Annotated in this window: 15 protein-coding genes; 10 read left to right on the top strand and 5 right to left on the bottom strand. The window is 58.2% G+C overall.

Annotated elements, in window-relative coordinates; translation table 11 throughout:
* Positions 1-187 precede the first annotated feature (187 nt).
* Positions 188-2008 carry a malto-oligosyltrehalose trehalohydrolase gene (gene treZ, locus VM554_13710; protein HVJ09430.1) on the bottom strand — a complete coding sequence of 607 codons (1821 nt, stop codon included), beginning with the start codon at positions 2006-2008 and terminating at the stop codon, positions 188-190.
* A gap of 157 nt (positions 2009-2165) precedes the next feature.
* Here treZ and VM554_13705 point away from each other — a divergent pair, with 157 nt between their 5' ends.
* The 4 genes from VM554_13705 to VM554_13690 all read left to right on the top strand — a co-directional run bounded on the left by VM554_13705 (position 2166) and on the right by VM554_13690 (position 6805).
* Complete coding sequence (locus tag VM554_13705; protein ID HVJ09429.1) at positions 2166-3512, top strand: cytochrome ubiquinol oxidase subunit I; 1347 nt, start codon at positions 2166-2168, stop codon at positions 3510-3512.
* A 15-nt stretch (positions 3513-3527) separates the two neighbouring features.
* On the top strand, positions 3528-4574 hold the full coding sequence (gene cydB / locus VM554_13700; protein HVJ09428.1) for a cytochrome d ubiquinol oxidase subunit II: 1047 nt from the start codon (positions 3528-3530) through the stop codon (positions 4572-4574).
* Positions 4575-4719: 145 nt separating this feature from the next.
* Positions 4720-5670, top strand: a complete 951-nt coding sequence (locus tag VM554_13695; protein HVJ09427.1) for a universal stress protein — start codon at positions 4720-4722, stop codon at positions 5668-5670.
* A gap of 199 nt (positions 5671-5869) precedes the next feature.
* Positions 5870-6805 (top strand): universal stress protein, encoded by a 936-nt coding sequence (locus VM554_13690; protein ID HVJ09426.1) that lies wholly within the window; start codon positions 5870-5872, stop codon positions 6803-6805.
* Between the two features lie 91 nt (positions 6806-6896).
* Here VM554_13690 and VM554_13685 read toward each other — a convergent pair whose 3' ends face one another.
* Positions 6897-7664: a Crp/Fnr family transcriptional regulator gene (locus tag VM554_13685; protein ID HVJ09425.1), complete on the bottom strand. Its 768-nt coding sequence runs from the start codon at positions 7662-7664 to the stop codon at positions 6897-6899.
* A gap of 308 nt (positions 7665-7972) precedes the next feature.
* Between VM554_13685 and VM554_13680 the strand changes: the two genes are divergently transcribed.
* The 4 genes from VM554_13680 to VM554_13665 are packed head-to-tail and all read left to right on the top strand — an operon-like array spanning position 7973 to position 13208.
* A complete protein-coding gene (locus tag VM554_13680; GenBank protein ID HVJ09424.1) occupies positions 7973-8920 on the top strand; it encodes a DmsE family decaheme c-type cytochrome in 948 nt (315 codons plus the stop codon).
* Between the two features lie 15 nt (positions 8921-8935).
* A complete protein-coding gene (locus VM554_13675) occupies positions 8936-11365 on the top strand; it encodes a hypothetical protein (protein HVJ09423.1) in 2430 nt (809 codons plus the stop codon).
* A 57-nt stretch (positions 11366-11422) separates the two neighbouring features.
* Positions 11423-11734, top strand: coding sequence for a cytochrome c (locus VM554_13670; protein ID HVJ09422.1), 312 nt, complete (start codon positions 11423-11425; stop codon positions 11732-11734).
* A 46-nt stretch (positions 11735-11780) separates the two neighbouring features.
* Positions 11781-13208 carry a NapC/NirT family cytochrome c gene (locus tag VM554_13665; protein ID HVJ09421.1) on the top strand — a complete coding sequence of 476 codons (1428 nt, stop codon included), beginning with the start codon at positions 11781-11783 and terminating at the stop codon, positions 13206-13208.
* 678 nt (positions 13209-13886) lie between these two features.
* Here VM554_13665 and VM554_13660 read toward each other — a convergent pair.
* The 3 genes from VM554_13660 to VM554_13650 form a co-directional block, all read right to left on the bottom strand.
* Positions 13887-15584: a hypothetical protein gene (locus VM554_13660; GenBank protein HVJ09420.1), complete on the bottom strand. Its 1698-nt coding sequence runs from the start codon at positions 15582-15584 to the stop codon at positions 13887-13889.
* Between the two features lie 106 nt (positions 15585-15690).
* The gene (locus VM554_13655; GenBank protein ID HVJ09419.1) at positions 15691-20007 is read right to left on the bottom strand and encodes an Ig-like domain repeat protein; all 4317 of its coding nucleotides are present in this window, start codon (positions 20005-20007) and stop codon (positions 15691-15693) included.
* Positions 20008-20724: 717 nt separating this feature from the next.
* Positions 20725-21528: a DUF3891 family protein gene (locus VM554_13650; protein ID HVJ09418.1), complete on the bottom strand. Its 804-nt coding sequence runs from the start codon at positions 21526-21528 to the stop codon at positions 20725-20727.
* Between the two features lie 280 nt (positions 21529-21808).
* On the opposite strand from VM554_13650, the gene VM554_13645 reads away from it, so the two are divergent.
* Both VM554_13645 and VM554_13640 read left to right on the top strand, forming a co-directional pair.
* Positions 21809-22624: an ROK family protein gene (locus VM554_13645; protein HVJ09417.1), complete on the top strand. Its 816-nt coding sequence runs from the start codon at positions 21809-21811 to the stop codon at positions 22622-22624.
* A gap of 166 nt (positions 22625-22790) precedes the next feature.
* Positions 22791-23252 carry a hypothetical protein gene (locus VM554_13640; protein ID HVJ09416.1) on the top strand — a complete coding sequence of 154 codons (462 nt, stop codon included), beginning with the start codon at positions 22791-22793 and terminating at the stop codon, positions 23250-23252.
* Positions 23253-23507: the final 255 nt, after the last annotated feature.

Raw genomic sequence — 23507 nt, 5'->3', positions numbered from 1 at the left:
TTCAGCGCCAGGCTTCTGGCAGAAGTCGGGAAGATCCTTCGCTTCGCTCAGGATGACAATATCCGCGCTCCTTCAACCTTAGGCATCGTCATCCTGAGCGGCTTAGGCATTGTCATCGTGAGCGTAGCGAAGGATCCGTTGTGCGCATTGTCATCCTGAGCGAAGCGAAGGATCTGCATTACGCCTTTCACTCCCGCGCGAGGATGGCAACCGTATCCGGTGGCAGGGATATGCGGTCCTCGGCAAGTCGTACACCCGGGTCCGACGCCAGCAGGAGTCTTGCACCCGGGGCAGCTTCCCGCATGAGGATTCTGCTGCCGAGATTGCACGCGATTGTGATCGGGCCGCGTTCGATCCGCAGCCAGCGCGCATCCTCGTTAAAGGAGACCTTGATCTGGTTGGCGCGTCCGTCGGTAAGCTCTGGGGTGTTGCGACGCAGGTGGATGAGCGCTTTATACCATGCCAGCATGGAAGCATGAGGCTCACGATCCCGCTCGGACCAATCCAGCCGCGAACGTTCGAAGGCCTCTTCCGACTGCGGCGGCAGAATCCCTGCGATCTCCCAGCCGAAGGCACTGAGTTCCTTGCTGCGTCCTTCGTCAATCTTCCTGCCCAGTTCCTTGTCCTCGTGATCGGTGAAATAGAGGAAGGGGGCGGAGGCATCGAACTCCTCGCCTTGAAAGAGCAGGGGCACAAAGGGGGACGTAAGGACCAGCGCGGCTGCGATCCTTGCTCGTCCTGGAGTGGTCAGGTGCCCGAGGCGTTCGCCCCTTGGTCGATTACCCACCTGGTCGTGGTTCTGGGCATATCCCAGGAAGCGACCTCTGGGGAGCGGGCCGACCGGGCGGCCATGCCTCTGCTGGCGATAGGAGGAGTAGCGGCCGGAATACACAAACACCTCCCGGAGCGCGGTGGCGAGGTCCGCGAGAGAGCCAAAATCCTGGTAGTAGCCCGCAGTTTCGCCGGTGAGGACTGTTACCAGGGCGTGATGAAAATCGTCGCTCCATTGCGCATCCAGACCGTAACCGCCTGCCTCCTGCGCGGATACCAGACGAGGATCGTTGAGGTCGCTTTCAGCGATGAGTACGAGGCTCCTGCCCAGGGAAGCCTGCAACTGCTGAACCTCCGTCGCCAGCTGCTCCAGGAAAGACACTGCCGAGCGATCGATAAAGGCATGCACGGCATCCAGCCGCAGGCCGTCGAAGTGATACTCGCGCAGCCACATGAGTGCGTTATCGCAGAAGAAGCGGCGCACCTCGGTTGACCCTGCCTGCTCAAGATTGACCGCATCTCCCCACGGGGTTATGTGGCTCGGCGTCAGATAGGGACCGAATCTCTGCAGATAGTTTCCCACCGGACCGAAGTGGTTATAGACAACGTCGAGCAGGACCGCGAGATTCCGGTTGTGGCAGGCATCCACCAGTCGCTTCAACCCTTCGGGGCCTCCATAGGATTCCTGGGGAGCGAAGAGATCGACACCGTCATACCCCCAGCCGCGCCTCCCGGGAAAAGAGGCAACAGGAAGAATCTCTATGTGGGTGACACCGAGATCAACCAGATCATCGAGCCTCCCGATCGCCGCATCAAACGTCCCTTCGGGCGTAAAGGTGCCGATGTGCAGCTCGTAGAGCACCGCGGAGGAGAGCGGCGGGGCCTGCCAGTTGGCATCACTCCACTGGAAGCGGCTGTGATCGAGAAGACGGGAAGGCCCATGCACACCGTATGGCTGCCAGGCCGAGCGCGGATCGGGAAGTGGCGTAGGGTCTTCGTCGAGGAGATAGGCGTAATCGACGTCTCCAGCCTGCGTATTGATCGTATTGATCGTATCGATAGTGTCGATCGTGGCCGACCACCAGCCGGTCTGCTCCGCAGCCTCTTTCGCGAGTGGAAACTGCCGCCCTGCAAGTTGAACTTCAACTCGTCTTGCCCGAGGCGCCCATACTTTGAAGCGATGCATCATGGTGCCGATTCTCTCCTTCCAGTACGCAGAGTTGGCGGGCACGCTCATGCTCTCCAGGCGAGTCTGTAGTGAGATGCATTCCGGCCCGGATCGGTCGAGATGCCGGCTGCGTTTGTCCTTTAGCTGGAAGGAGTTGGCACTGCGCAATCTCCTGCGAAGGTATATATTGAGCGCTGAAAGCTGTCATTCATGAACAGGGGCTTCAATGGATGCGTTAACGCTGCACCGTCTTCATTTTGCGTTCACTATCACATATCACTACCTCTTTCCTCAACTCACGATGGGCCTGGCCCTGCTCATCCTTGTGCTCAAGACCATCGGCCTCCGGCGCAACGATGAGCGCTATAACGAAGCAGCACGATTCTGGGGCAAGATTTTCGGAATTAATTTTGTGATGGGCGTCGTGACGGGTATTCCGATGGAGTTCGAATTCGGAACCAACTGGTCACACTTTGCCCGTCTGACAGGCGGAGTTATCGGGCAACCGCTGGCGATGGAAGGAGTCTTCTCCTTCTTCCTCGAATCGGCGTTCCTGGGCCTGCTGCTCTATGGAGAAAAGCGTGTGTCGAAGACGATGCACTGGTTCTCCGCGTTCATGGTGTTCTTCGGCTCATGGCTTTCGGGATTTTTCATCATCGTGACGGACGCATGGATGCAGCATCCGGTGGCGTACCGGATGATGGCCAACGGGCAGTATGAAGTGACCAGCTTCTGGAAGCTGCTGCTGAATCCGTGGGCACTCCTGCAGTATGCCCACAATATGTGCGGAGCCGTGGTGACCGCGGCCTTTGTGATGACAGCAGTGGGCGCGTTCTACATGCTGGAGAAGCAATTCCAGGAGTACGGCCGCATCTTCCTCAAGACGGGAGTCATCGCCGGAGCGATTGCATGCACGGCCATGATCTTCCCCACTGGCGACCTGCACGGTAAATATGTAGCCCACCATCAGCCGGTGAGCATGGCGGCAATGGAAGGGCTCTTCCACTCCGCAAAGGGCGCCGATGTGGTGTTGGTGGGGCAGCCGGACTATGCCAGCGGCAAAGTGGACAATCCCATCGTGGTGAATAACCTGCTGAGCTTTCTGATCTATGGCACGACCAAGGCAGAGGTGCAGGGACTGGACCACTTTCCGCAAGACCAGTGGCCGACAACTCTGCCGCTTCTCTTCTACGCGTACCACATCATGGCCGGATTGGGGACGTATTTCGTAGCCGTGATGCTGCTGGCCGCGTTTCTGCTGTGGCGCGGCAAGTTATACACGACGAGATGGATCCAGTGGCCGCTGATGCTGAGCTTCCCGCTGCCATACATCGCCAATACGGCGGGATGGATGACGGCGGAGATTGGGCGTCAGCCATGGGTGGTTTACGGGCTGATGCGCACCGAACAGGGCTACTCCAAGTATGTGTCGGCGAGCAACAGCCTGTTCACGCTGCTGGGCTTTATGGGGCTCTACGTTGTGCTTTCGATCTTGTTCCTGGTTCTGGTGTATCGAGAGATCCAGCATGGTCCGCACAAGGAAGCGGCCCCCTCGACGGTAACGGTCAACTAAGCGGAAGGTGCGGAGATGGGATTTATCTGGTTCTGGCTGGTTGCAATCATGCTCGTCGGCTATGTGGTGCTCGACGGATTCGACCTTGGCGTAGGAGTGCTCCACCTGTTGTTGACGCGCAATGACGCGGAGCGTCAAATGACGATCCGCGCAATTGGCCCGGTGTGGGATGGTAACGAGGTTTGGCTGCTGGCGGCTGGCGGCACTCTGTACTTCGCCTTTCCGCTGCTGTATGCGTCGGCCTTCAGCGGCTTCTATCTGCCGTTGATGATCGTGCTCTGGCTGCTCATCCTGCGCGGGGTGAGCGTGGAGTTGCGCGGTCACTTAACTCTCAACGTTTGGCGCAGCTTTTTTGATGGGCTGTTCAGCTTCTCGAGCGCGCTGCTGATCATCTTCTACGGAGCGGCTCTGGCGAATGTGATTCGCGGCGTGCCGCTGGGCTCGGACTCCTACTTCTTCCTGCCGCTATGGACGAATTGGAAGGTAGGCCCCAATCCCGGCATTCTGGACTGGTACACCGTGATCGGCGGCCTGGTTGCGCTGGTGGCACTGACGCTGCATGGAGCGCTGTATCTGGCGGTGAAGACGGAGGGGGCTCTGCAGCAACGGGCTCGCGCCATCGTCCGCCCGCTGTGGGCAGCGCTGGTGCTGCTGACGATCATCAGCCTGATTGCTACCGTCGCGGTGCGCCCCGGCAGCCTGCACAACTACTACGCATATCCGATTGCCTTCGCGATTCCGGTGCTGGTGGTGGCGTGCCTGGCAGGCATTCTTTCCTTCAGCCGCGTCGGGCGCGACTTCACCGCATTCCTCTGCTCGGCTGGATATCTCGTCTTCATGATGGTGGGAGCGGTCAGCGGTCTCTATCCAACACTGATGCCGTCGAGCACGGATTCGAATCTCAACATCACCATCGACAAGGCGCTGTCTGGTCCTCACACACTACATGTCGGATTGGTCTGGTGGGCATTCGGGATGGCGCTGGCCATCGGGTATTTCGTGTTCATCTACCGGATGTTCCGCGGGAAAGTGGATGTAAGTTCCACGGGATACGGCCATTAAAGGCCATTCGAAGTGGCGCTGTTTTTCATTTTGATAGAAGCATTATTTTATCGATTTAGAGCAGCTCTTATCACAATGACTTGTGCCCTGCCGCACTGCTAGAATCTCCTACGAGTGCCATCGTTGCGCCCGTAGGAGGTTTCTTATGACCCCTCTGACGAATCAGCGCTGGAGTGTCCCCCAGACAATCCTGCTTGCAACAGAAATACCGGTGAATGACCTGGTATTTGCCTTCGCCCTCGCGCAGGCGAAAGAAACGAAAGCCAAGCTCATCCTCTTCCATGCATACGACACCCTGGTCGTCTCCGCCTCTGAAACCAGCGGGCTGCGCTATTACGACTATGCCGCGGCGGCGAAGACAGAAACCAGGCACCTTGAGCCCTTTGCAGAAAAGGCTCAAGCGGCGGGAATTGAATGCGAAATCATTGTCCGCCAAGGACTTGCGCCTCGTATGATCGTGGACTGCGCGCACGAGAAGAACGCCGATCGCATCGTCGTGGGAACCCGCTGCCCGGGCCCCATTGGGAAGATTCTTCTCGGCTCGGTAGCCGAAGAGGTGCTTCGCTCCTCGGACGTCCCCGTCTACGTGGTGGGGCCGGAAGTAGTCAATAAGGCGTTTGACGGTTACCGGATCAAAAACGTTCTCTGCGCGACGTCGCTCGGCGAGTCCTGCTTTGGACCGGTGGCGCTGGCTGCGGAAGTTGCTTTGCACGCCGGTGCGCGGCTGCTGCTGCTCCATGTGATGAAGCCATCGGAGAGCGCGGAACTGCTCGCGCGCAGGACGATTCAGCAGATTGAGGAAGATGTTAAGTCTTTGATCCCCATAGAGCTGCGTTCGCAACTCGTGATTGAACCCATGGTTGTGTTGGGCGAGCCCCCTGAGGAAATTCTCTTCCAGGCGAAGTCGCAGCATGTGGATCTTATGGTCCTTGGTGCGCAGGAAGCCTCGGTGGTTGCCACCCTGACCAGGCATGGAGTCGTGTATAAGGTTCTGGCGCACGCTCCTTGCCCGGTGTTGACGTTGTCTCCCGCTGCTATGGCCAGGGAGGCAAGAAAGTTCGAACCCGAACACGCAGGTGCGACCAAGGCGAGTTAGAACCTGCGTTTGCAGGCGTGCGGTCCCTCTCGAAAAGGTGCCGCACCGAATCTGAAATCTGGCAGCAGGGCGATAGACTGCCAGGGCAACAACCCTTCGTGGAAGCGACCTTTTATTTTTTTGAGGGGCAACGCGTAGCGCGGAGGCTGCATCATCAACCTACAGTTCACAGAAAGATAATTCAGGTTTGGGGGCAGGTATGCGGTCCAGTGGGCGTGGTGTCCCCCTCGGTTTCGAAACCATAGTGGTTGCGACGGATTTCTCTCCTTTTGCAGAGCGCGCGCTGCTGAAAGCGGTGGAGATGGCGCGTAGTCTGCAGTCGAGGGTCATTCTGGCCCATGTGATAGATCCCCTGTTTTACTCCAACTCCCTGAATGGCGCGCCATTTGTCCCGCGCCAGATTGAGCAGAATGCGAAGGCGCGGCTGGAGATGGCTGCATCCCTCTTGCGGCGCGAACGGATTCCTTATGAGCTGGTAGTGCGCGAAGGAATGATTCGCGATGCCCTATGCGATTTGGTGGAGGAGTACGGCGCGTCCCTGCTGGTCATCGGTACCCATGGCGAAAGCCGATTCGATCGCGACGTCGTCGGATCCGTTGCCGAAAAGATCTTGCGGGTTGCGCCTTGCCCGGTCATGACTGTGGGATCGAATGCCATGCCATCCATCCCGCTGGGCACAAAATCGCCACGGCTTTTGTTCGCCACGGGATTCTCAACGCATTCGATTGGTGCGCTTCCGTTTGCGGACGCTATGGCGCACTACCTGGGTGCAGAACTGCATCTGTTACACGTTGCGCTGCCGGCGGCGGACCGTCCGGAAAGCGTCCGGAGAGCGATGGAGAAGCTGGAGCAGATGGCAAGAACGCAGGTTCAGCTGACCCAGCGGGTGCATTGCCTGGTGCAGCATGGGCAGCTTGGAGAGACGATCGCTTCTGTAGCTGCCTCCATTGGGGCGGTGGCCATTGTTCTTGCCGTGCAGCAGGAAGATCTGCGAAGAAAGCCAGTGGGTGGCCTCCATCAGGGGCTGATTTACAGGATTGTTACCCAGACGTGCTGTCCCGTCATTACCCTGCACAGCGGCCTGGATAGAGAGAGCCTGCGAGCCAGCGTCCTGGGCGAAGCGCTCTTATCCTAAGCTGCTTCTACCATGGCTGCGCTTCCTGGCTGCGCCGTGCCCAGATGCCGCGCCATGATTCCCGGTCAGCTGCGTCCGGTGAAGACCGCTCTCAGAAGTAGCTGTGCAGCTTCTCCGGGTCGTGCAGGGTGAGGATTGAGTCGTGAATTGAAAGAGTTCCTTCCTTGCGAAGCTGGCCCAGGGTGCGGGTGATGGTTTCGCGCGTGGTACAGGTCATGCTGGCCATCTCCTCGTGCGTGAGCAGGATCGGCACATGATACTCGCCATCATCCCACTCCCCAATCTGCTGTGCCAGTTCGATGAGCAGCCGTGCCAGGCGCGCAGCGACGGATTCAGTGAGAGCTATGCGGCAGGCATCCTGCAGAGCGAAGCGATACTCCTGACAGACGCACTGTACGGCACGAAGCTGGCTCTCCTTGTGGCGGCGGAGGAACCCCATGAAATCTTCGCGGCTGATGGAGCGCAGGCGCGCTTCAGAAAGCGCTTCGGCAGAGACTTCATAAGGGCGCTGAGACATGGCGGCGTGAAGCCCAAGAATTGCGCCCGGTCCGGCGATGCGAACGATGAGGTTGCGGCCTCGGCTGGAACTTGCCGTTAACTTGACATACCCCCCACAGAGCACGAAGACGTGGTCCGAGTCGTCTCCCTGAGAGAAGACATTCTGCGCGGTTGCGGCGGTGATCGGGTTACTGACTACGTCAAGATCGGCGAGAACGTCATTCCCCAGGCTGCAGAACCATCCCGGCTTGCGATTGGGGCAGGCAGCGCAGCCAGCCAGGGCTGCCTCTTCCCGGCCCAGGCGGCGAGTCGATCGTCTGGCAGGCTTGCTCAACATCATGTCAAAAGCTTCTGGTGTCACAGCGGCTCATCCCTTCGCCTACTCCCTTACGGCCGGAGGCAGGAAGACGGTAACCAGTAATTTTCGCAATCCATGAAATTGAAGTCTGTGACAGCCCTCACAGCTTATTTCGGGCCAACGGGGGAGCCGCTGTGGCGCGAGTGATGAATCAATTTGTCGCTTAATTTGCTGGAATGTGACAGACATCACGGGTGTTTGGGGTAAATCGCATGCTAACATCAGGCGCAATAAATCGAAACTCGAAGGCCAGTTTTATCCGGGGGCGCAAATCCATGCTCATGACCCTCTTCAGATCGAAGGAAGACTCATTGAACGCTACAGCCCGTCTGCTACGTGCAGGCGCATATGGTTTCCTCGCATTCACACTGGGCAGTTGCCTTGCGGGAGGTCCTTTGGCTCATGCCAAGGATGCTCCAAAGCCTCAGACCATGGCAGCCACTCACCAACCAGCGGCAAATCCGGCAGACTATGTCGGGTCAGATACATGTGCTACCTGTCACGCAGATATCGCCAAAGGACTCGGCGGCAATCCGCACAGCAAGATTGCGCTAATGCACGGCGATAAAACCGCCACGTGTGAGGGTTGTCACGGAGCGGGCAAGGCCCACGTCGACGGCGGCGGAGATGTGACCAAGATCTTCCGCTTTACCAAGGCCAACGCCAAGCAGATTGACGACAAGTGCCTGGGATGCCACCAGGGGAAGCACGCCAACTTTGAGCGCTCCGCCCACGGAGAGGCAAACGTAAGCTGCCTCAATTGCCACGGGATTCACGTACAGGGCGAAAAGGAGCACCTGCTCAAGGCATCCCAGCCAACGCTGTGCTACGGGTGCCACACAGATATCAAGCCGGATTTCTCCAAGCCCTTCCACCACAAGGTGAACGAAGGCCTGATGAAATGCAGCGATTGCCATGATCCTCATGGAACCTTCCAGGCAAAGGGTCTGCATACGGCTGCCCAGGGCGATGCCGTCTGCGTCAAGTGCCACACCGAAACGGCAGGTCCGTTTGTCTATGAGCATCCCCCGGTAAAGACCGAAGGTTGCACCTCGTGCCACACGCCTCATGGCTCGCCAAATCCGCGACTTCTGGCGCGCAGCAATGTAAACACGCTGTGCATGCAGTGCCATACGGCTTCCTCCTTTACGGCTCCTGGCATCCCGTCGTTCCACAATCAGGCGGTTCAATATCAGGCTTGCACGATTTGCCACACGCAGGTTCACGGATCCAATTCCAATTCCTTCTTCTTCAAATAAGGGGGGCCGAGTCTAATGAGAAATCTTTTGTTTTCGAAGTTGCAAACCGGCCGCAAGAACCGGATTCAGGGGAGCGCCTTAGCTGGGCTCTCCACGCTGGCACTCGCCATCGCCACTCTTCCAATCGGTGCGCAAGAAGCGCCGCCCACCACGGAGAAGGTTATTGGCGGTTATGCCACCCACCAGAGCATCGAACTTGGCGGACATATCGACGATCACTCCGGCAGCGGAGCGATGTGGGACACGCTGGTCAACCTGCACAGCGGCCCGCGAATCCTCAGCCATTCACTCAATCTGCACTCGGTAGACAGCAAAAAGACGCCGTTCTTCGACGACCTGATGACCAGCAGTTTTGGTTATGGAGGCGACCCGAACAACGTCACCATGCTGCGCATGTCCAAGAGCAGGATTTATGAGTTCAACAGCAGTTTTCGTCGCGACCGGCAGTACTTTGACTACGATCTGCTGGCAAACCCGTTGATTCCGCCGACGGCTGTGCCTCAGGTGCCCATCCTGGATACGCCACACCTCTTCAATACGGTGCGCCGCATGACGGATGTGAACCTGACGGTGTTACCACTGTCAAAAGTGAGTTTCCGCGTCGGATATTCGAAGAATACTGCTGAGGGACCGACCTATAGTACGATTCACAGCGCTGTCGACGCACTTCTCAATCAATGGTGGAGAAACAGCACTGACTCCTTCACTGGCGGTATCGACTTCAAGCTGACGCCGCACACCACCCTGAGCTATGACCAGTTTGTAACGCACTACAGGGGCGATACAACGCTGAAACTCACAGGCCTGAATTACCAGGTTCTGAATGGGACACAGGCTCTTCCGGTGAGTCTCGGCCTCGAAATTTTTTCACCTGCAGCCACCAGTTGTGTTCTCGCGGGCACGACCAATACGATCAAGCCGACCTGCTCTGGCGAATTCGCGCATACTCGTTACTCGCCGACCCGTACCCTGTTCCCCACCGAACAGTTTCGCTTCTCGAGTAAGGAGGGGATTGTCAGCATGAACGGCCGGATCCTTTATACCGGCGCAAATGGTGACGTCAATAACTACAGCGAGTTCTATCAGGGTTATCTTGCCCGTACCGGACAGCGCCAGATTGTCGATGTAGGAACAGGCAAAAATGGCCACCTGGCTTCGCTCAAACGGATCAATGTACTCGGAGATTATGGTGTGACGGTTCAGGTGACACCTAAGATTGCCATCTCAGATGTCTTTGATTTCTGGGCTTTCCGCGATCCGGCAGGGAACAGCTTCAGCGAATCGAGCCTGTATGGAACGAGTTTGATCTCCCCGACGCAGACCTTTGATCCCTCGACCTGCCCGCCGCCGTACACGGCAGCCACATGCCCGTATCACGCCAAGGGGAGCGGTCCGGACAATTTGTTGTCGATGAGCAACAACTTCCTTGGCCAGAACGCCAAGACCAACACGGTTCTCGCAAATTGGGATCCAGTGCCAAAGCTGAAACTGTCGCTGGGGTATCGCTATCGTACCCGGACGATCCACGATTCCACGCTCTTAACCACAGTTGAAACCTACACCCCGCTCTTGGCCCAGCGCGGAGACTGTGCGGTAGGCTCGAAGGTTTCGAACACGGTGAATTCGGACGGTACCTGTACTGCGAGACCTACGCCAGTCAGTGGTGCGGATACGATTCCGATCCACGAGCAAGGTGGGCTTTTTGGACTCTCCTTCCAGCCAACCGACAAACTGCGCGTCAACTTCAACGCCGACGCCATGTATGCGGATAACGCCTTTACCCGCATCAGCCCGCGCCAGCAGCAGCACTACCGGGTGCGCGCGATGTATAAACCGAGGACCTGGGCCAACGTTTCCGGCGCTGTCAACCTGCACGAAAGCCGCAACAACGTATCCGATGCCCGCCATCTGGATCACGCGCGCGACTACTCGTTTGGCGCTTCGATCGCACCTGGAGAAAAGTGGTCGCTGGACTTCGGCTACTCCTATGACGACGTTTACTCGCGGACCGATGTGTGCTATGTAGACGCTACGGTTCCGGCGGGTGCGGTTGTCAACGGAACGGGTTGCGCGGCTGCGGTTTCGGCCGGCATCTACACGACAACAACAGCCGTATATTCCCCGGCGATTTATTCGGTTCCCACACAATTTGGCACCGTCAGCATTATGCTGGCGCCCGTCAAGCGTGTGCATGCCAACCTCGGCTACCGTATGAGTGCAGTCAATGGGCACGATACGATGCTGAATCCCCGTCAGGTTCCGGGATCGCTGCAGTCGCAATATCAACAGCCGTATGCCAATATCGCCTTTGACCTGGCTCCGCAGTGGACCTGGAAGGCGAACTGGAATTACTACGGCTATGGAGAAGGATCACCCATCGGTCCGACATCGCCGCGCAGTTTCCGTGGAAATGTATACACCCTTGGCGTGAAGTATGCGTTCTAACAGCAGGGCTGATAAAGTAATGCTGGTCACGTATTTTGGAGAAGGAGAACTTTTCTTATGACAAACCGGATTCAGCGATTTGGGATTCTTGGTCTGATGGTTCTGGCAACTGGAACGATGAGTTTCGCCCAGGGTACGGGCGAGGCAACATACAAAGCCAAGTGCCAGATGTGTCACGGGGCCACGGGCACTGGCGATACGCCTGCCGGTAAGGCCATGAAGGTCGTACCGTTTACCAAGTCGACTGTCGCAGATATGACCACCGTGATCAAGAATGGCAAAGGGAAGATGCCGTCTTACAATGGCAAGCTGACCGATGCGCAGATCAAGGATGTCGCGACGTATATTCACACATCCCTCGTCAAATAACTGTTTGAAGTGCAACATTAATTCGTAGTAACGGAGTTAGTGCAACGTGGCTGGCAGGTTTAAAGAGAAGTGGCTGCAACCGTTTTTCCACCTGGGTAAGAACCCGATCAGTTTGATCGGTGCCGGACTGACAAGCGCCTCTGCTCTTACGCTTCTCGGTTTCTGGTGCCTTCAGGTTCTGGGCCACGTTGCCATTAACCCGTATCAGGGCATTATCTTTTTTCTGATTTTGCCCGTTTTGTTTATCTTCGGGCTGATCCTCATCCCGATAGGAATCTATCAAAGGCGCAAGCACCTTAAGCAAGCGGGCATGCTGCCCAGCGTCTATCCAAAGATCGACCTGGCGGATCCGGTCCTGCTCCGCGCGTTCGATATGGTGCTGCTGGCAACCATCGTCAATCTGCTCATCGTCGGCATGGCAAGCTATCGTGGTGTCTCCTACATGGATACGCCGCAATTTTGTGGTCAATCCTGCCACGTGGTGATGCGGCCGGAATTTACGGCATATCAAGTATCGAGCCATTCCCATGTAGATTGCGTTGCCTGCCACGTGGGGGAAGGCGCCGGATCCTACGTGAGGGCCAAAGTTAACGGCACTAAGCAGCTGATCGAGGTAGGGCTCAACAATTATCCGCGCCCGATTCACTCCCCGGTTCTCAGTCTCCGGCCGGCACGTGAGATCTGTGAGGGCTGCCACACACCCGCAAAATACATCGGAGAGAAAATGCTGGTGAAGACCAGCTTCGCCGACGATGAAACGAACACCATGACCAAGACCCTCGTTCTGCTCCATCTGGGCGGGCGCGATTCCGTCTCTCACCTGACGGGAATCCATGGTGTGCATCTCGGACACATCGAATACATCTCGACGGACCCACAGCGCCAGGTCATTCCCTGGGTAAGCAGGCGCAATCCTGACGGCAGCACAACGGAGTTTGTGTCAGCGGATGCGACCGGCCCCGTGAAGGGTGAGAAGCGGGTGATGGATTGCATTGATTGCCATAACCGTGCGGCTCACACCTTTCAGACGCCGGAAGACGCAGTCAACCGCATCATGGCCGAGGGCGGCATCAGCCCCACACTCCCTTTTGTGCATAAGGAAGGGCTTGAACTGCTGAAGGGGACCTACGCTTCCCAGGCAGACGCGGAAACCAAGATCAAGGCGGGTCTCGAGAGCTTTTACCGTTCGCAGCGCCCCGAGGTTCTGTCCGCTCATGCCGATCTTGTCAAGCAAGCTGCGGCATCCCTGTACTCCATCTACAAGGTGAACGTCTTCCCCGATATGAAGGTAACGTGGGGAACCCACCCGAACAATGTTGGGCATACCAGTTACCCTGGCTGTTTCCGCTGCCATGACGGCAGCCACAACGCCAAGAGCGGCCAGGCCATTACGCAGGATTGCGCAGCCTGCCACAACCTGTTGGCTGTGGACGAGGCGAAGCCGAAACTGCTCACAGAGATTGGTATGCAGTAGATCAGGACGTTCTTTAACTGATTCAACCTGCCGCACAGGCTGTTCCAATCGGACTTTATTTGCGCTGGTATAGAAGAGGTGCTCCCCGTAAATAGGAGAGCACCTCTTTTGCTATGTATTGCAGGCAATCCTGTGCGAATGGTACCCAACCCGTGGGCGGATGATTGCTTTGTCCGCGATCCCGTGTGCCATTGGATCGACGTCTCTCTTCTGAACCAGGCTGCGGCGTGTCTGCCTTCTGCGCCGGGATTCGCTCTGTTTTGAGGCAATGCCTCGAAGCACCCCGATATCGACTGCGAAATTACGAAATTACGATACACATCGAAACTCGGGCCTGCTTCCCTCCGCGTTCTCTCGCTTGTCGGTTTTTCTGGGGGCTGTGTGGGTGCTTCCGGGGACTTCTGCTACTACAAGAGGAATTGTCTTCAGCGTGCGCATCGAGATATCCGTCGTCTCATCCTTTGCGAAGGAAGAATCGGTGCAACGTGGCGAATCGATGGACTGCAGAGGCTCGTTAAGAACGGCAGCATAGGCAAAAACTCCTTCCGTATAGGCCCAACGGGGCAGTGCTCTAGTATGAGGGCATGTAGAGCATATTAGGGGGCGGTACGCCACAAAGAAAGAGACCCGGCCGCGAATCTCGCGGCCGGGTCTCTTTCTTCTACTGCCGATCTTTGCTTACTTCTTAGGAGTCGATTGTCCTTCCATCGACTTCGGTTGAGTGGCTGCCGGCTTGGGCGTGGTTGCCTTGTGATGCTTTCTTGCCTCCGCTGCCGCGTAGCTTGCTGCCGTGCTGTATGCCTGCTTACTGACTGGCGTATTGGATACCGGCGCTGTCGGGACGTCCTCAAAAGTGGCTCCCGGCTGCAGGAGATAGTTCTCCGCGGTCTTGCCCACTCGGTTTCCGGTGCGAACATCGATCCGGCCCGGATCCAGACCCTTTTCGTTAGTCAGGTAGGCCTTGGTGTTGACGGCGCGCTCCGCGGCAGTGGTTGCCGGTTCGTCGGCCGAGTGTTCACCCACGACGACCAGACGGGCATCCGGCTGATGCTGCATGGTCAGCGCGATGTCATCCAGGCAGGCGCGGGCTTCGTTGTCTACGCGTACCGGGCGCTTCTTGTCGCGGTAGAAGGCCAGCGAGCAGAGAGCCTGTGGCTTGGGAGCCGGAGGAATCGGCGGTGTGCCAACCGTGACGTTCGTCGGCGCCGTTGCCTTCTGCCCGATATCGTCTTGCACCGCGCATATCACCGTGATAACCCCCGGAGGAACGCCTGCCGACGTCAACTGCGCAGTGTTCGTGGTGCCGCTGATCTGTCCGGCGGAAGCGGTGTAAGAATACGTGAGCGGACGATTGGCCGGGCTGGTTGCAATGCTGGTAATTGTCGAGCTGTCTCCCGGGGCGATGGTCGTCGGGCTGGCTGAGCAGAAGATCGTCGGCGGCCCAATCGGCTTCACATAGAAGCTCGCGGTGCAGGAGGTGAACTCCTGGTTCTTGCCGTTTTCGTAGGCATGCGCCGTAACGCTGTAGGTGCCTGCCGCCAGTCCCTTGGTCTCGACTGAAATCTCCGGGGAAGTCGCGCTGACCGGCCCATTGCTGGAGGTCCATTTGTAGTTGATCTTCTTGTTTCCCAGAACGTTGGTCAGAGTCGCTGTAACATTCACCGGGTCTCCCGGGAACACCTCGGAAGGTGTTGCCTTGCACTCAAACGATACCGGGGGGTAAGGAGCCAGATCGCCAAACCGCAAAACCATTCCGCCGCTTGCGCGCAAAGCATTGATATTTGCCTTGCCGCCCGCGAGCCCATAAGGATTGGTCGGTCCGAAATCGACGTGCATGTACTCGTAATCCAACTGAAAGACGCGCACCGCGAGATGGTTTCTCCAGAACGGGAGAATGTAGTCGAGGCCGCCGCCGGCCGTCAGTCCCAGTCCCCAGGTGCAAGGCTGAAAGCGCGGTCCACCCACCTTCGCTGCGCCTCCCAGCACGTGAACAAAGGGAACCAGATGCGTGGAAGGGAAGCGGATGATCGGTCCGGCCTGTGCGGTGTACGCGCAGTCGCTGCCAGGCACCAGGTAGGGATTCTTTAGAGACTCATAGCCGTAAGGGTGAAAGCCCGCTTCTACCTGGGCGCCCACTTTCTTCTTAAAGTAAAACGCGGCGCTTGTCACCGCCCCCGTGGTAATCCGCTGGTAGTTGAATCCCTCCACACTGCCGCTCGGAGCCAGGAAAGCATATCCGCCGTAGAGATCAACGCGCGAGTACGGTGAAGGTTGCTTCGCTGGGTGTGCGTTCGGCGCAGCCTGCTGCGCTCCAGCCGTAGCGGTTACTGCGGCCAGGAGCAACACTGCGAATGAACGGATAGAGCGAGATTGCATGTCGGGAACCCTCCGCGGGACAAATACTAAAGAATGAAAATATAACGAGATAGTAAATCCGCCGGACCCTTATCGATGCAAGAATCCGGCGTGAATTCATCGATTTCTATTGAATGACGGAAAGCGTCACTGTAGTCGTCTCAGTCAACGGAGCACCGCCCGAAGTTCCGGTCCCCGAAATTGTAATCGTGTAGGTGTGGAACTGGGTTACCGTGCATCCGCAACCCGATAGCCCCAGAACAAGCAGCGCAACAGGAAGCAGGAACATCAGCCGCTTCCAGAAGCTCTCTTTCCTGCGCCGGCGCAGTCCGCCTGCCAGCAGCGTTGCTGCACCGCTCAGCTGCATTGGGAACATGGTCCATGCCAGCAGAGGCAACATGCCCTGCCCACCCGGAGCTGGCAGCTTCACGCCTGCTGTCGCTGCATCCTTCAGCGTGGTTGTGGTGGTCAGCGTCGTTGTAGCGGTTCCGCCCGCGGTCAACGTCACGGTCGCAGGACTAAACGCACAAGTTGCGTCGGCAGGCAGTCCGGCACAGCTCAGGGTTACCGGGCCGTAGAAGCCGTCCAGCGACTTCACCGTGACCTGGTAGACGTTGCTGCCGGCTCCCTTCACTTCCTGGTACGCCGGAGTCGCCGTAATGGCGAAGCTTCCGTTGGATCCGGGCGTCACAACACCCTGTGAGAGGCTAGCCGTGCTCGGCATAAAGTTCACCGTGCCCGGATAGGTAGCCGTGATGGTATGGTTGCCCGCAGTCAGGGCCGAGGTGGTAAAGGTGGCGTGCCCGGTGGCATCGAGCGTCCCTGTGCCAAGAGGGGTGCCTCCATTGGCGAAGGTCACGGTTCCATCCGGAGTGATCTGCGAAGTTGAGGTGACCACTGCCGTGAAGGTGACCGCGTCGCCCGTCTTCGGGGAGCTGTTCGAACTCGTCAACGTCATGCTCGTGGGAGCCTGGGTAATCGTCAGCACGCCCGCAACCACGGTCGCTCCGCTGTAGTCCGTTGCCGATGGTCCGCTGAGCGTTGCGTTGATGGGATAGGTCCCGACCGGCGAGTTCAACGTCGCTGTCGTGGAGTAGGTAACCGTGATCGTATCGCCGTTCGCTCCGTTCACAGTGGTGGACGTGAATGTTGGATTCGGCACGCCGTAGATGCGAGTTGCATTGGCAACCGTGATCGTGACCGGCCCGGCCTGCGTGATCGTCAGCGTTCCATTCACGATTGTGATGGCGTAGTTGCTCAGCGAAGTACCCGGACCCGCCGCTGCAACCGGCGTAATCGGGTAGATCCCGGGAGCGCTGTACTGCGTAGCAGTGGTGGAGTATGTGGCGGTGATGGTCTCACCGGGTACAACTCCGGTGATGGTTCCGGTGAAGACAGGATTCGGCTGTCCATAGGGACGCGAGGCGCTATTGGCGGTGATTGTCACCGGTGCGGGCAGAATTGTCGCCGTAGCCGTGGTGGAGTTCGCTGCGTACACGCTGTCGCCGGAGTAGCTGATCGTCATTGTGTACGTGCCGGCAGCCAATCCCGTAGGCGAGGGAGAGCAGCTCACCTGGGCCGATCCGTTCAGCGTCAGCGGCGGGCACACAGGATTGCCATTGATCGTGAAGGTCAAGGTTCCCGTGGGGGTATGCGTTCCATCGCCCGTCACACCCGCGGTCCAGGTGTAGGGAGTGCCATAGACGCCGGTATAGGTCGCCGTGTTGATCGTGGAGGGCGTGATGTTCCCGGCCGTGGCGCCACCCTTCAAAGTGATCACCTGCGTGGTGTTGTAGGAGTTGTCGGTCAGGGTTGCTGTCGACGTGAAGGCTCCAGTTGACTGTGGATTGAAGCGGAAGCCGTAATCGCAGGTCGCGCCAGAGAGCACCGTAGTGCCGCACAGCGTGCTTGTAGTGTCCAGTGAGAAGTTTGTCGTGTCGCTCATCAGCAACGAAGAAACCTGCGTCAGGTTCTTGTTGCCCGTGTCCCACAGCGTCACGGTCATTGCAGGGGATACATCGCCAACCTTGATCGTGCCGAAGTCCAGCACGGGCGGGTTGTAGACGATCTCGCGCAGCGCCAGATTGCCAGCGTCCACGATGTAGATATCCGACTTGCCGTCCAGCGCCAGCGAGATGGGGTTGTTCAACTGGGCAGAGGTGCTGGGTCCGCTGGTGTTGCCTGCGCTTCCTGTGCCGGCGATTGTGGTGACGGTCGGATTCTGCTGCGAGCTGCTGTAGACGAGGATTGTGCTGTTACCGGTTCCGTCTGCAATGTAGACGTCGCCCGCGGCATCCATCGCCAGATCGCGTGGATTCTGGAGTGCCGTTCCCAGGGCTGTGCCAGGGGCAGTATCCGTGGTGGTGCCGTTCCCCACCAGGTAATGAATGATGCGTCCGGTGTCTATGGAGTAGACGCGATAGCCTGTGGCGTCCGAGACGACGATCATCCCATGGTCATCCACTGCCAGCCCGCTTGGCGTAAGCAGCTTGGCCTGAATTGCCGGTACACCGTTCGCGTTGGCAATCGGTCCCTGCCCGGCCAGGATCGCTTGCTGCCCACCCGCGTAGATCTCCCGTACCGCGGGAGTCGTGCCCGACTCGGCAATATACAGGTTGTCAAAAATGTCGATCGCCATTGCCTCGGGATCGCTCAGGCCGGAAGCGAGCGTAGTGAGTGCGCCATTTGCGTCATATCGGTAAACGCTGTTGGTCCCCTTATCCGCGATGAAGATATTGCCAGCGGAGTCCAGTGCAATGGCGGTGGGCGTATTCAAACCTGCGCCGGGAGCGATCAGCGTTGATGGAGTCGTCGATCCTGCGGGAATGACCTTGAGATCGCCATTGCCCGAAGTCCCTCCCTCGGCGAAATAGACATTCCCTGCGCCATCCAGACGCACCGCCGCAGGATTTGCCAGCGATGACAGCAGGGTCTTGAGCGTACCCGGAGAGAAGATTGCTTCCGCTCCCAGGCCCGTGCCGCTCAATCCCCAGGTGTACTTCGTGTTCGGAGTCGTGTCGGTAAGAATCAGAGGAGAGCGCAGGGCGCCGGGATAGACAGGCTGAAAGGATACCGTAACGCCGCACGTGGTCGGAGTGGAAGTGGTGGAAGCCTTCAGGGTTCCAGTGCAGGAGCTGCTGACAATCTTGAAGCCGCTGCCCACCGAGGACGCGAGCTTTACCGGTGCGGTAATGACGAAGAATGCGGTCTGCGATGGACTGGCGGAATTCACGGATGTGTCCGGGAAGCGGAAGCCCGCCGCCAGCATACGGACGATGTTGTTCTGCGAGTCGACCACCATCACGTTGCCCATCGGATCCGCCGAGATACCTTGTGGCGACGACAGGGGAACCGTGATCGCTGGCGCGCCGTCCTGGCTCACCGCATAGGTTCCTGAGGTGCCGGTCGAGAGACCCGCAATCAGATTCAGCGTTGCAGGCTGGAGGAATTCGTAGACCTGGGACTTGGTTGTATCGCTGACGAAGAGCTTGCCCGCCTGGTTAAAGACCAGTCCGGTGGGGCTGGAGAGCGCCGTGGCGCTCGACCCGGTGCCGTCGTTGGTGCAGAGTCCAACCGCCGTGCTGAAGGCTCCGGCGGGGGTCATTTCGCGCACGCAGCCGTTGCCGCTATCGGCGATGAAGAGGTCGCCCACCGGATCAAAGGCCAGGCCGGCAGGCTTGCTGAGAGTGGGTAGGGTGCCGCTGTTGCACGCCGTCGGCACCAATGCGGAGGCTGCGCCCGCTACGCGGCAGACGGTCGTTGCGCCATCCGCAGGGCGATGCAGGACAACCTGGTTCACGCCGCTGGCATTGTCCTGGGTGGAGACATACAGGTTGCCCGCGGTGTCGAATGCCAGCCCATAAGGAGCCGGCGTCACCGCAGAGGCGGCTGGCTGGGTGCAATCACCGGCCACTGTTACCAGATTTGCCGATCCGGTCGCTCCGGCACCCAGTCGGCGCACGCAGTTGTGGCCTGTGTCCGCGATGTATAGGTTGCCGGCTGAATCAAGCGCAAGCCCGCTCGGCGCAAGCAGACCCTGTGCTGCCGTGGGCGTGGAGTTCAGGCTGGAGTTGCAGGTGTCCGTAGATCCGGACTGCGTCAGTCCAGCCACTGTCACCATATTTCCGCTCTTGCTATCCACCAGGCGAACGCAGTTGTTCCCGGAGTCCGAGATGTACTGGTTGCCCTGTGCATCAAACAGGTTGCTGGACGGGGCATTGAGCTCCACGCTGGAAGACGGCCCGTAATCGGTATTAAAGCCGTGGGAGCCGGTCCCGGCTACCTTCGTGGCGCTGGGGATGGATCGCACGGACTGCGCCTCCACCGATACGCCCAGAGTTGCGATAACACTCAGGATTGCCGTGTAACGAAGACCCGCTAAGGCCGCCTGCTTCCATCCGCGATTGATCATGCTCATCATTGGTCCGCTCGCTGTCAGTTCCATGTATGTGTGCTCGTGCCTAGACGCTAGGCGGAACAAGGCCAAGTATCCGGTAGAGGCGTCTAACCTGGTGCTTCTCAACCGGGCCCGTCGTTATGGCAAACGCAAGTTAGGCCACGGATCGTACTGCCTACTTGCAACTCCCCTGCCACTCGCGTAGATTTTCCATCTCCGTCCGCGGAGGAGGCTCAAAGTCAGTTGTTCCTGAATGCGCGGATCATGGAGAGAATGAAATCCGCAAATGACCGGTCTCAGAGTCCTCATTGCATGTTCCTCCGCGCTACACGAGGACAAAAACTGCTACCTCGAAAGCCGTCAACGCAACCCTGAGAAGCCCGCATCTTCGCGGGAAAAATAACCGGTTCCGATCCTCTACACGCCCTCGGTGCCGGGTTTGAAATTCCGTTCCCGGTCTAGGGATCATCCTGAAAAGAGGCGCGAAAACAAAGTGAAAAGCTCGCACATCTCCCATCGGTTTTGAACCATACCTGGAGCAATTGCACGATCGTGTGTTCAGTGTCCTATGAGGAGGTCACTTTGGGGATTTACAATGTAGGTACTTTTTAGATAATTGGTAACTATCTATAACATTTTCAGGCAACTGGGTGTGCAAAACCTTGCATGCTCGATGTCCGATTATGCATCATTCCGGTGCAAATAGGTGCCTATTCGAAGCGCATCTCTGCACCAGGCATGGTGCAAGACCCTGTTTTATGGTCTTCAGGCAAAAATCCAGTTCACGCCCTGCGCTGCCGATCCGGCGGCAGGGGCCGGATGGCGAATTCCGTGGACCTCCACCGTCGTTCCGGAGCGAATTATTGGTTCGCTCATGAGGATGGTCTGTCCCTGTTGACGCACCCGTACTGTAGGCGCGTCTGTGGGACGGGAAGGGTGGCTGCGTGGCAGCGTGGCCGCTGCCGTGGTTCCGCAGCACAGGTACAGCGAAAGCAGGTCGCAGAAGCCGAGCGCATCCGTCCACCGCTCCAAATCCGCTACGCCGCATTTCGCGGTCTTCAGGATGCGCTCGCGCCGTGCGCTCTCCTGCTTACGAAAGGCCACATGGGCGCGATCTTCCTCGTGGGCGGACAGCAGAGAGAAGTGCTGACTCACGATATAAGCGCTTTCCGGCGCTACCTTTTCCATCTCTTCAATAGAGGACTTCCAGGCCCCCACTGCCTCCGATGGAGGAACGTCGAGGAAGGAAACCACCTCTACCGCCGACGCCTTCTGGACTTTGCCACCCGGTTTGCCCTGGGGGTTTCGTACCCGGTGAATCTGCGCGGCGTCCAGGATCCCCCATCCCGTATCGTGCATACGGATCGCGTGCAGCACATTCGCCGGCAGTTCTCCAAATGCATCGGGAAGCAGCGCTGCTGCCAGATCGCCCGCCAGCACGGCATGCGCGGGCTGGGGAATCAGCAGCATGGGCAGCGTCTTCCGACTCTGGCTCTGCCGCACCAGGTGCCACGCGGTATCCTCTTTGCTATCCCAATCCGCCATCTCTTCCAGGACTCGCAGAATCATTGGCTTTCTTTTTTCCTCCATGGGCTACAGATAGCTGCAAAAGCCAAATGCGTGTGGCTTCATGGCAGCCTGAGTATACGGTGTATACGCAAGTGGTCGCATGGGGGGACTTTCTGACCGGTGCAAACCCACCGTATGATGGCGAGGTATAGTACGGCGATCGCGCCGGGGCTTCTAAATCCAGAAGTTCTGCCAACGATCCTGCAGCGAATCGAAGAGACAGCGCATCCGGTGCGGATTCTCAAGATCTGGCGTATTTCTATCTGCGAGGAGTAACCCAATGCGGGCAGGCACAAAACAGGGTAGATCGAAACAAGCGGGAACCAAACAGGGCCAGACCAGGCGAGCCACGAAGACAGGCAGTGGCAAGGCCGCTCGAAGCAGGCAGGGGAATTGGCGCAATCTAACTACTCTGGCCATTGACATCGGCGGCAGTGGGTTGAAGATGATGGCGCTCGACTCCCAGGGCCACTCCGTCAGCGAGCGCCTGCGAGTCCCTACCCCCCACCCCGCCTCTCCGGGCAAGATGCTGGCGATCCTCGACGAGATGAAGGCGCAGATGCCCGCATTTGACCGCGTCTCTGTGGGCTTTCCTGGAGTCATCAAGCAGGGCGAGACCCTGACCGCCGCCAACCTCGACAAGAGCTGGGTTGGATTCCCCCTAGAGCAGACGCTGGAGCAGAAATGGGGGAAGCCGGTGCGTGTCTGCAACGACGCCGCCGTGCAGGGGTATGGCGCCATCCGTGGCCGCGGCGTTGAACTGGTTCTCACGCTTGGCACCGGCGTCGGGTCGGCGCTTTATACCGATGGCCGCCTCTGTCCCGGTCTCGAACTCGCGCACCATCCCTGGCGCAAGGGCAAGACATACGAGGAGCTGATCGGCAGAGCTGCGCTGGACAAAATCGGTCACAAGAAATGGAATCGCCTGGTGGAACGCGCCATTGCCCAGACTGAGGCACTCTTTAACTGGGACCACCTGTATATCGGCGGCGGCAACTCCCGCAAGCTGGAGATCGAGCCGCGTCCTGAAGTCACCCTGATCGAAAACGAGCAGGGGCTGACCGGCGGAATCGCGCTGTGGCAGATTGCCAACTAGCAAACTCGGCATTTCAACGCGAGGGATCTGCCACAAGTCGCTCTATTTAAATGGCTTGTGTCGAATAGTTGCGGCAGGTCCGGAGGCTGCATCCAAGCTTTATAGCTTCGGTTGGCAGCTTCGCACCTTGTCTCGTCCCGAAGCGCGCATTCAGAAAGGGGTAGATATGAATCGTTTGCTCCAGACGATCTCGATCGGCGCGTTGCTCTTCTCCGGCTTCTCCGCATCCAGCGCGCTCGCGCAATCCAGGATGAACGACCGCGACGTGGCCCACACGATGCAGAATCTGAGGGAAGATACCAAGTCTTTCCGGTCGGCCTTCGATGCCAGCATCCATCACACTCCGATTCGCAGAACCAGCCGCGAAAGGGACGCAAAGACCCAGGTCCGCGATTTTCAGGTACAGACGGACCACTTGCTGAGCCACTTCCGGGATAAAAAGCAGGCCGACGACAATCTCCGCATGGTTCTCAACAGCTCCCAGGGAATTGAAGGACTTCTGCGGGATGAAGACTACGATGCTGTAACCATATCCAGTTGGGCAAAGGTGAGGGCAGACCTGGATAGCCTGGCCGAAGCCTTTAATATGCCGGCTGCCTCTTCCCAGTTGCCGGTTTCGTCGCAGTAGCGTCAATAAGCAGCAGTCTCAATAATTTTTCTGGCCCGGTCTTCAGGTAAAACCCGCGACCGGGCCACGTTATTTTCTGCGGTTTTTCTGGCCTTCGCCCGAATGGTTGACCCGCCACATGTGGTAAAAGTAATGCAACCCGGGAAATATCTCTCGCATCCGGGAGCCAGTTTGATTATCATCGAGAGATAACCATCAGGAACTGCAGCGGCCATCCGGAGTTAACAAAGTTCGAAAGATGAAGAATTCTGAAAC

This window comes from Acidisarcina sp., from assembly GCA_035539175.1.
In the GTDB taxonomy this organism is placed as follows: Bacteria; Acidobacteriota; Terriglobia; order Terriglobales; family Acidobacteriaceae; genus JANXZS01.
The sequence above is the reverse complement of the archived record's forward strand: the minus strand, read 5'-3'. Positions and strand labels throughout refer to the sequence as shown.

Excerpts from the sequence above, each read along its gene's own strand:
- VM554_13640 (HVJ09416.1), top strand. The coding sequence starts at position 22,791 with ATGAATCGTTTGCTCCAGACGATCTCGATCGGCGCGTTGCTCTTCTCC.
- treZ (HVJ09430.1), bottom strand. The coding sequence starts at position 2,008 with ATGAGCGTGCCCGCCAACTCTGCGTACTGGAAGGAGAGAATCGGCACC.
- VM554_13650 (HVJ09418.1), bottom strand. The coding sequence starts at position 21,528 with ATGATTCTGCGAGTCCTGGAAGAGATGGCGGATTGGGATAGCAAAGAG.
- VM554_13690 (HVJ09426.1), top strand. The coding sequence starts at position 5,870 with ATGCGGTCCAGTGGGCGTGGTGTCCCCCTCGGTTTCGAAACCATAGTG.
- VM554_13670 (HVJ09422.1), top strand. The coding sequence starts at position 11,423 with ATGACAAACCGGATTCAGCGATTTGGGATTCTTGGTCTGATGGTTCTG.
- cydB (HVJ09428.1), top strand. The coding sequence starts at position 3,528 with ATGGGATTTATCTGGTTCTGGCTGGTTGCAATCATGCTCGTCGGCTAT.
- VM554_13645 (HVJ09417.1), top strand. The coding sequence starts at position 21,809 with ATGCGGGCAGGCACAAAACAGGGTAGATCGAAACAAGCGGGAACCAAA.
- VM554_13655 (HVJ09419.1), bottom strand. The coding sequence starts at position 20,007 with ATGGAACTGACAGCGAGCGGACCAATGATGAGCATGATCAATCGCGGA.
- VM554_13705 (HVJ09429.1), top strand. The coding sequence starts at position 2,166 with ATGGATGCGTTAACGCTGCACCGTCTTCATTTTGCGTTCACTATCACA.
- VM554_13675 (HVJ09423.1), top strand. The coding sequence starts at position 8,936 with ATGAGAAATCTTTTGTTTTCGAAGTTGCAAACCGGCCGCAAGAACCGG.
- VM554_13660 (HVJ09420.1), bottom strand. The coding sequence starts at position 15,584 with ATGCAATCTCGCTCTATCCGTTCATTCGCAGTGTTGCTCCTGGCCGCA.
- VM554_13695 (HVJ09427.1), top strand. The coding sequence starts at position 4,720 with ATGACCCCTCTGACGAATCAGCGCTGGAGTGTCCCCCAGACAATCCTG.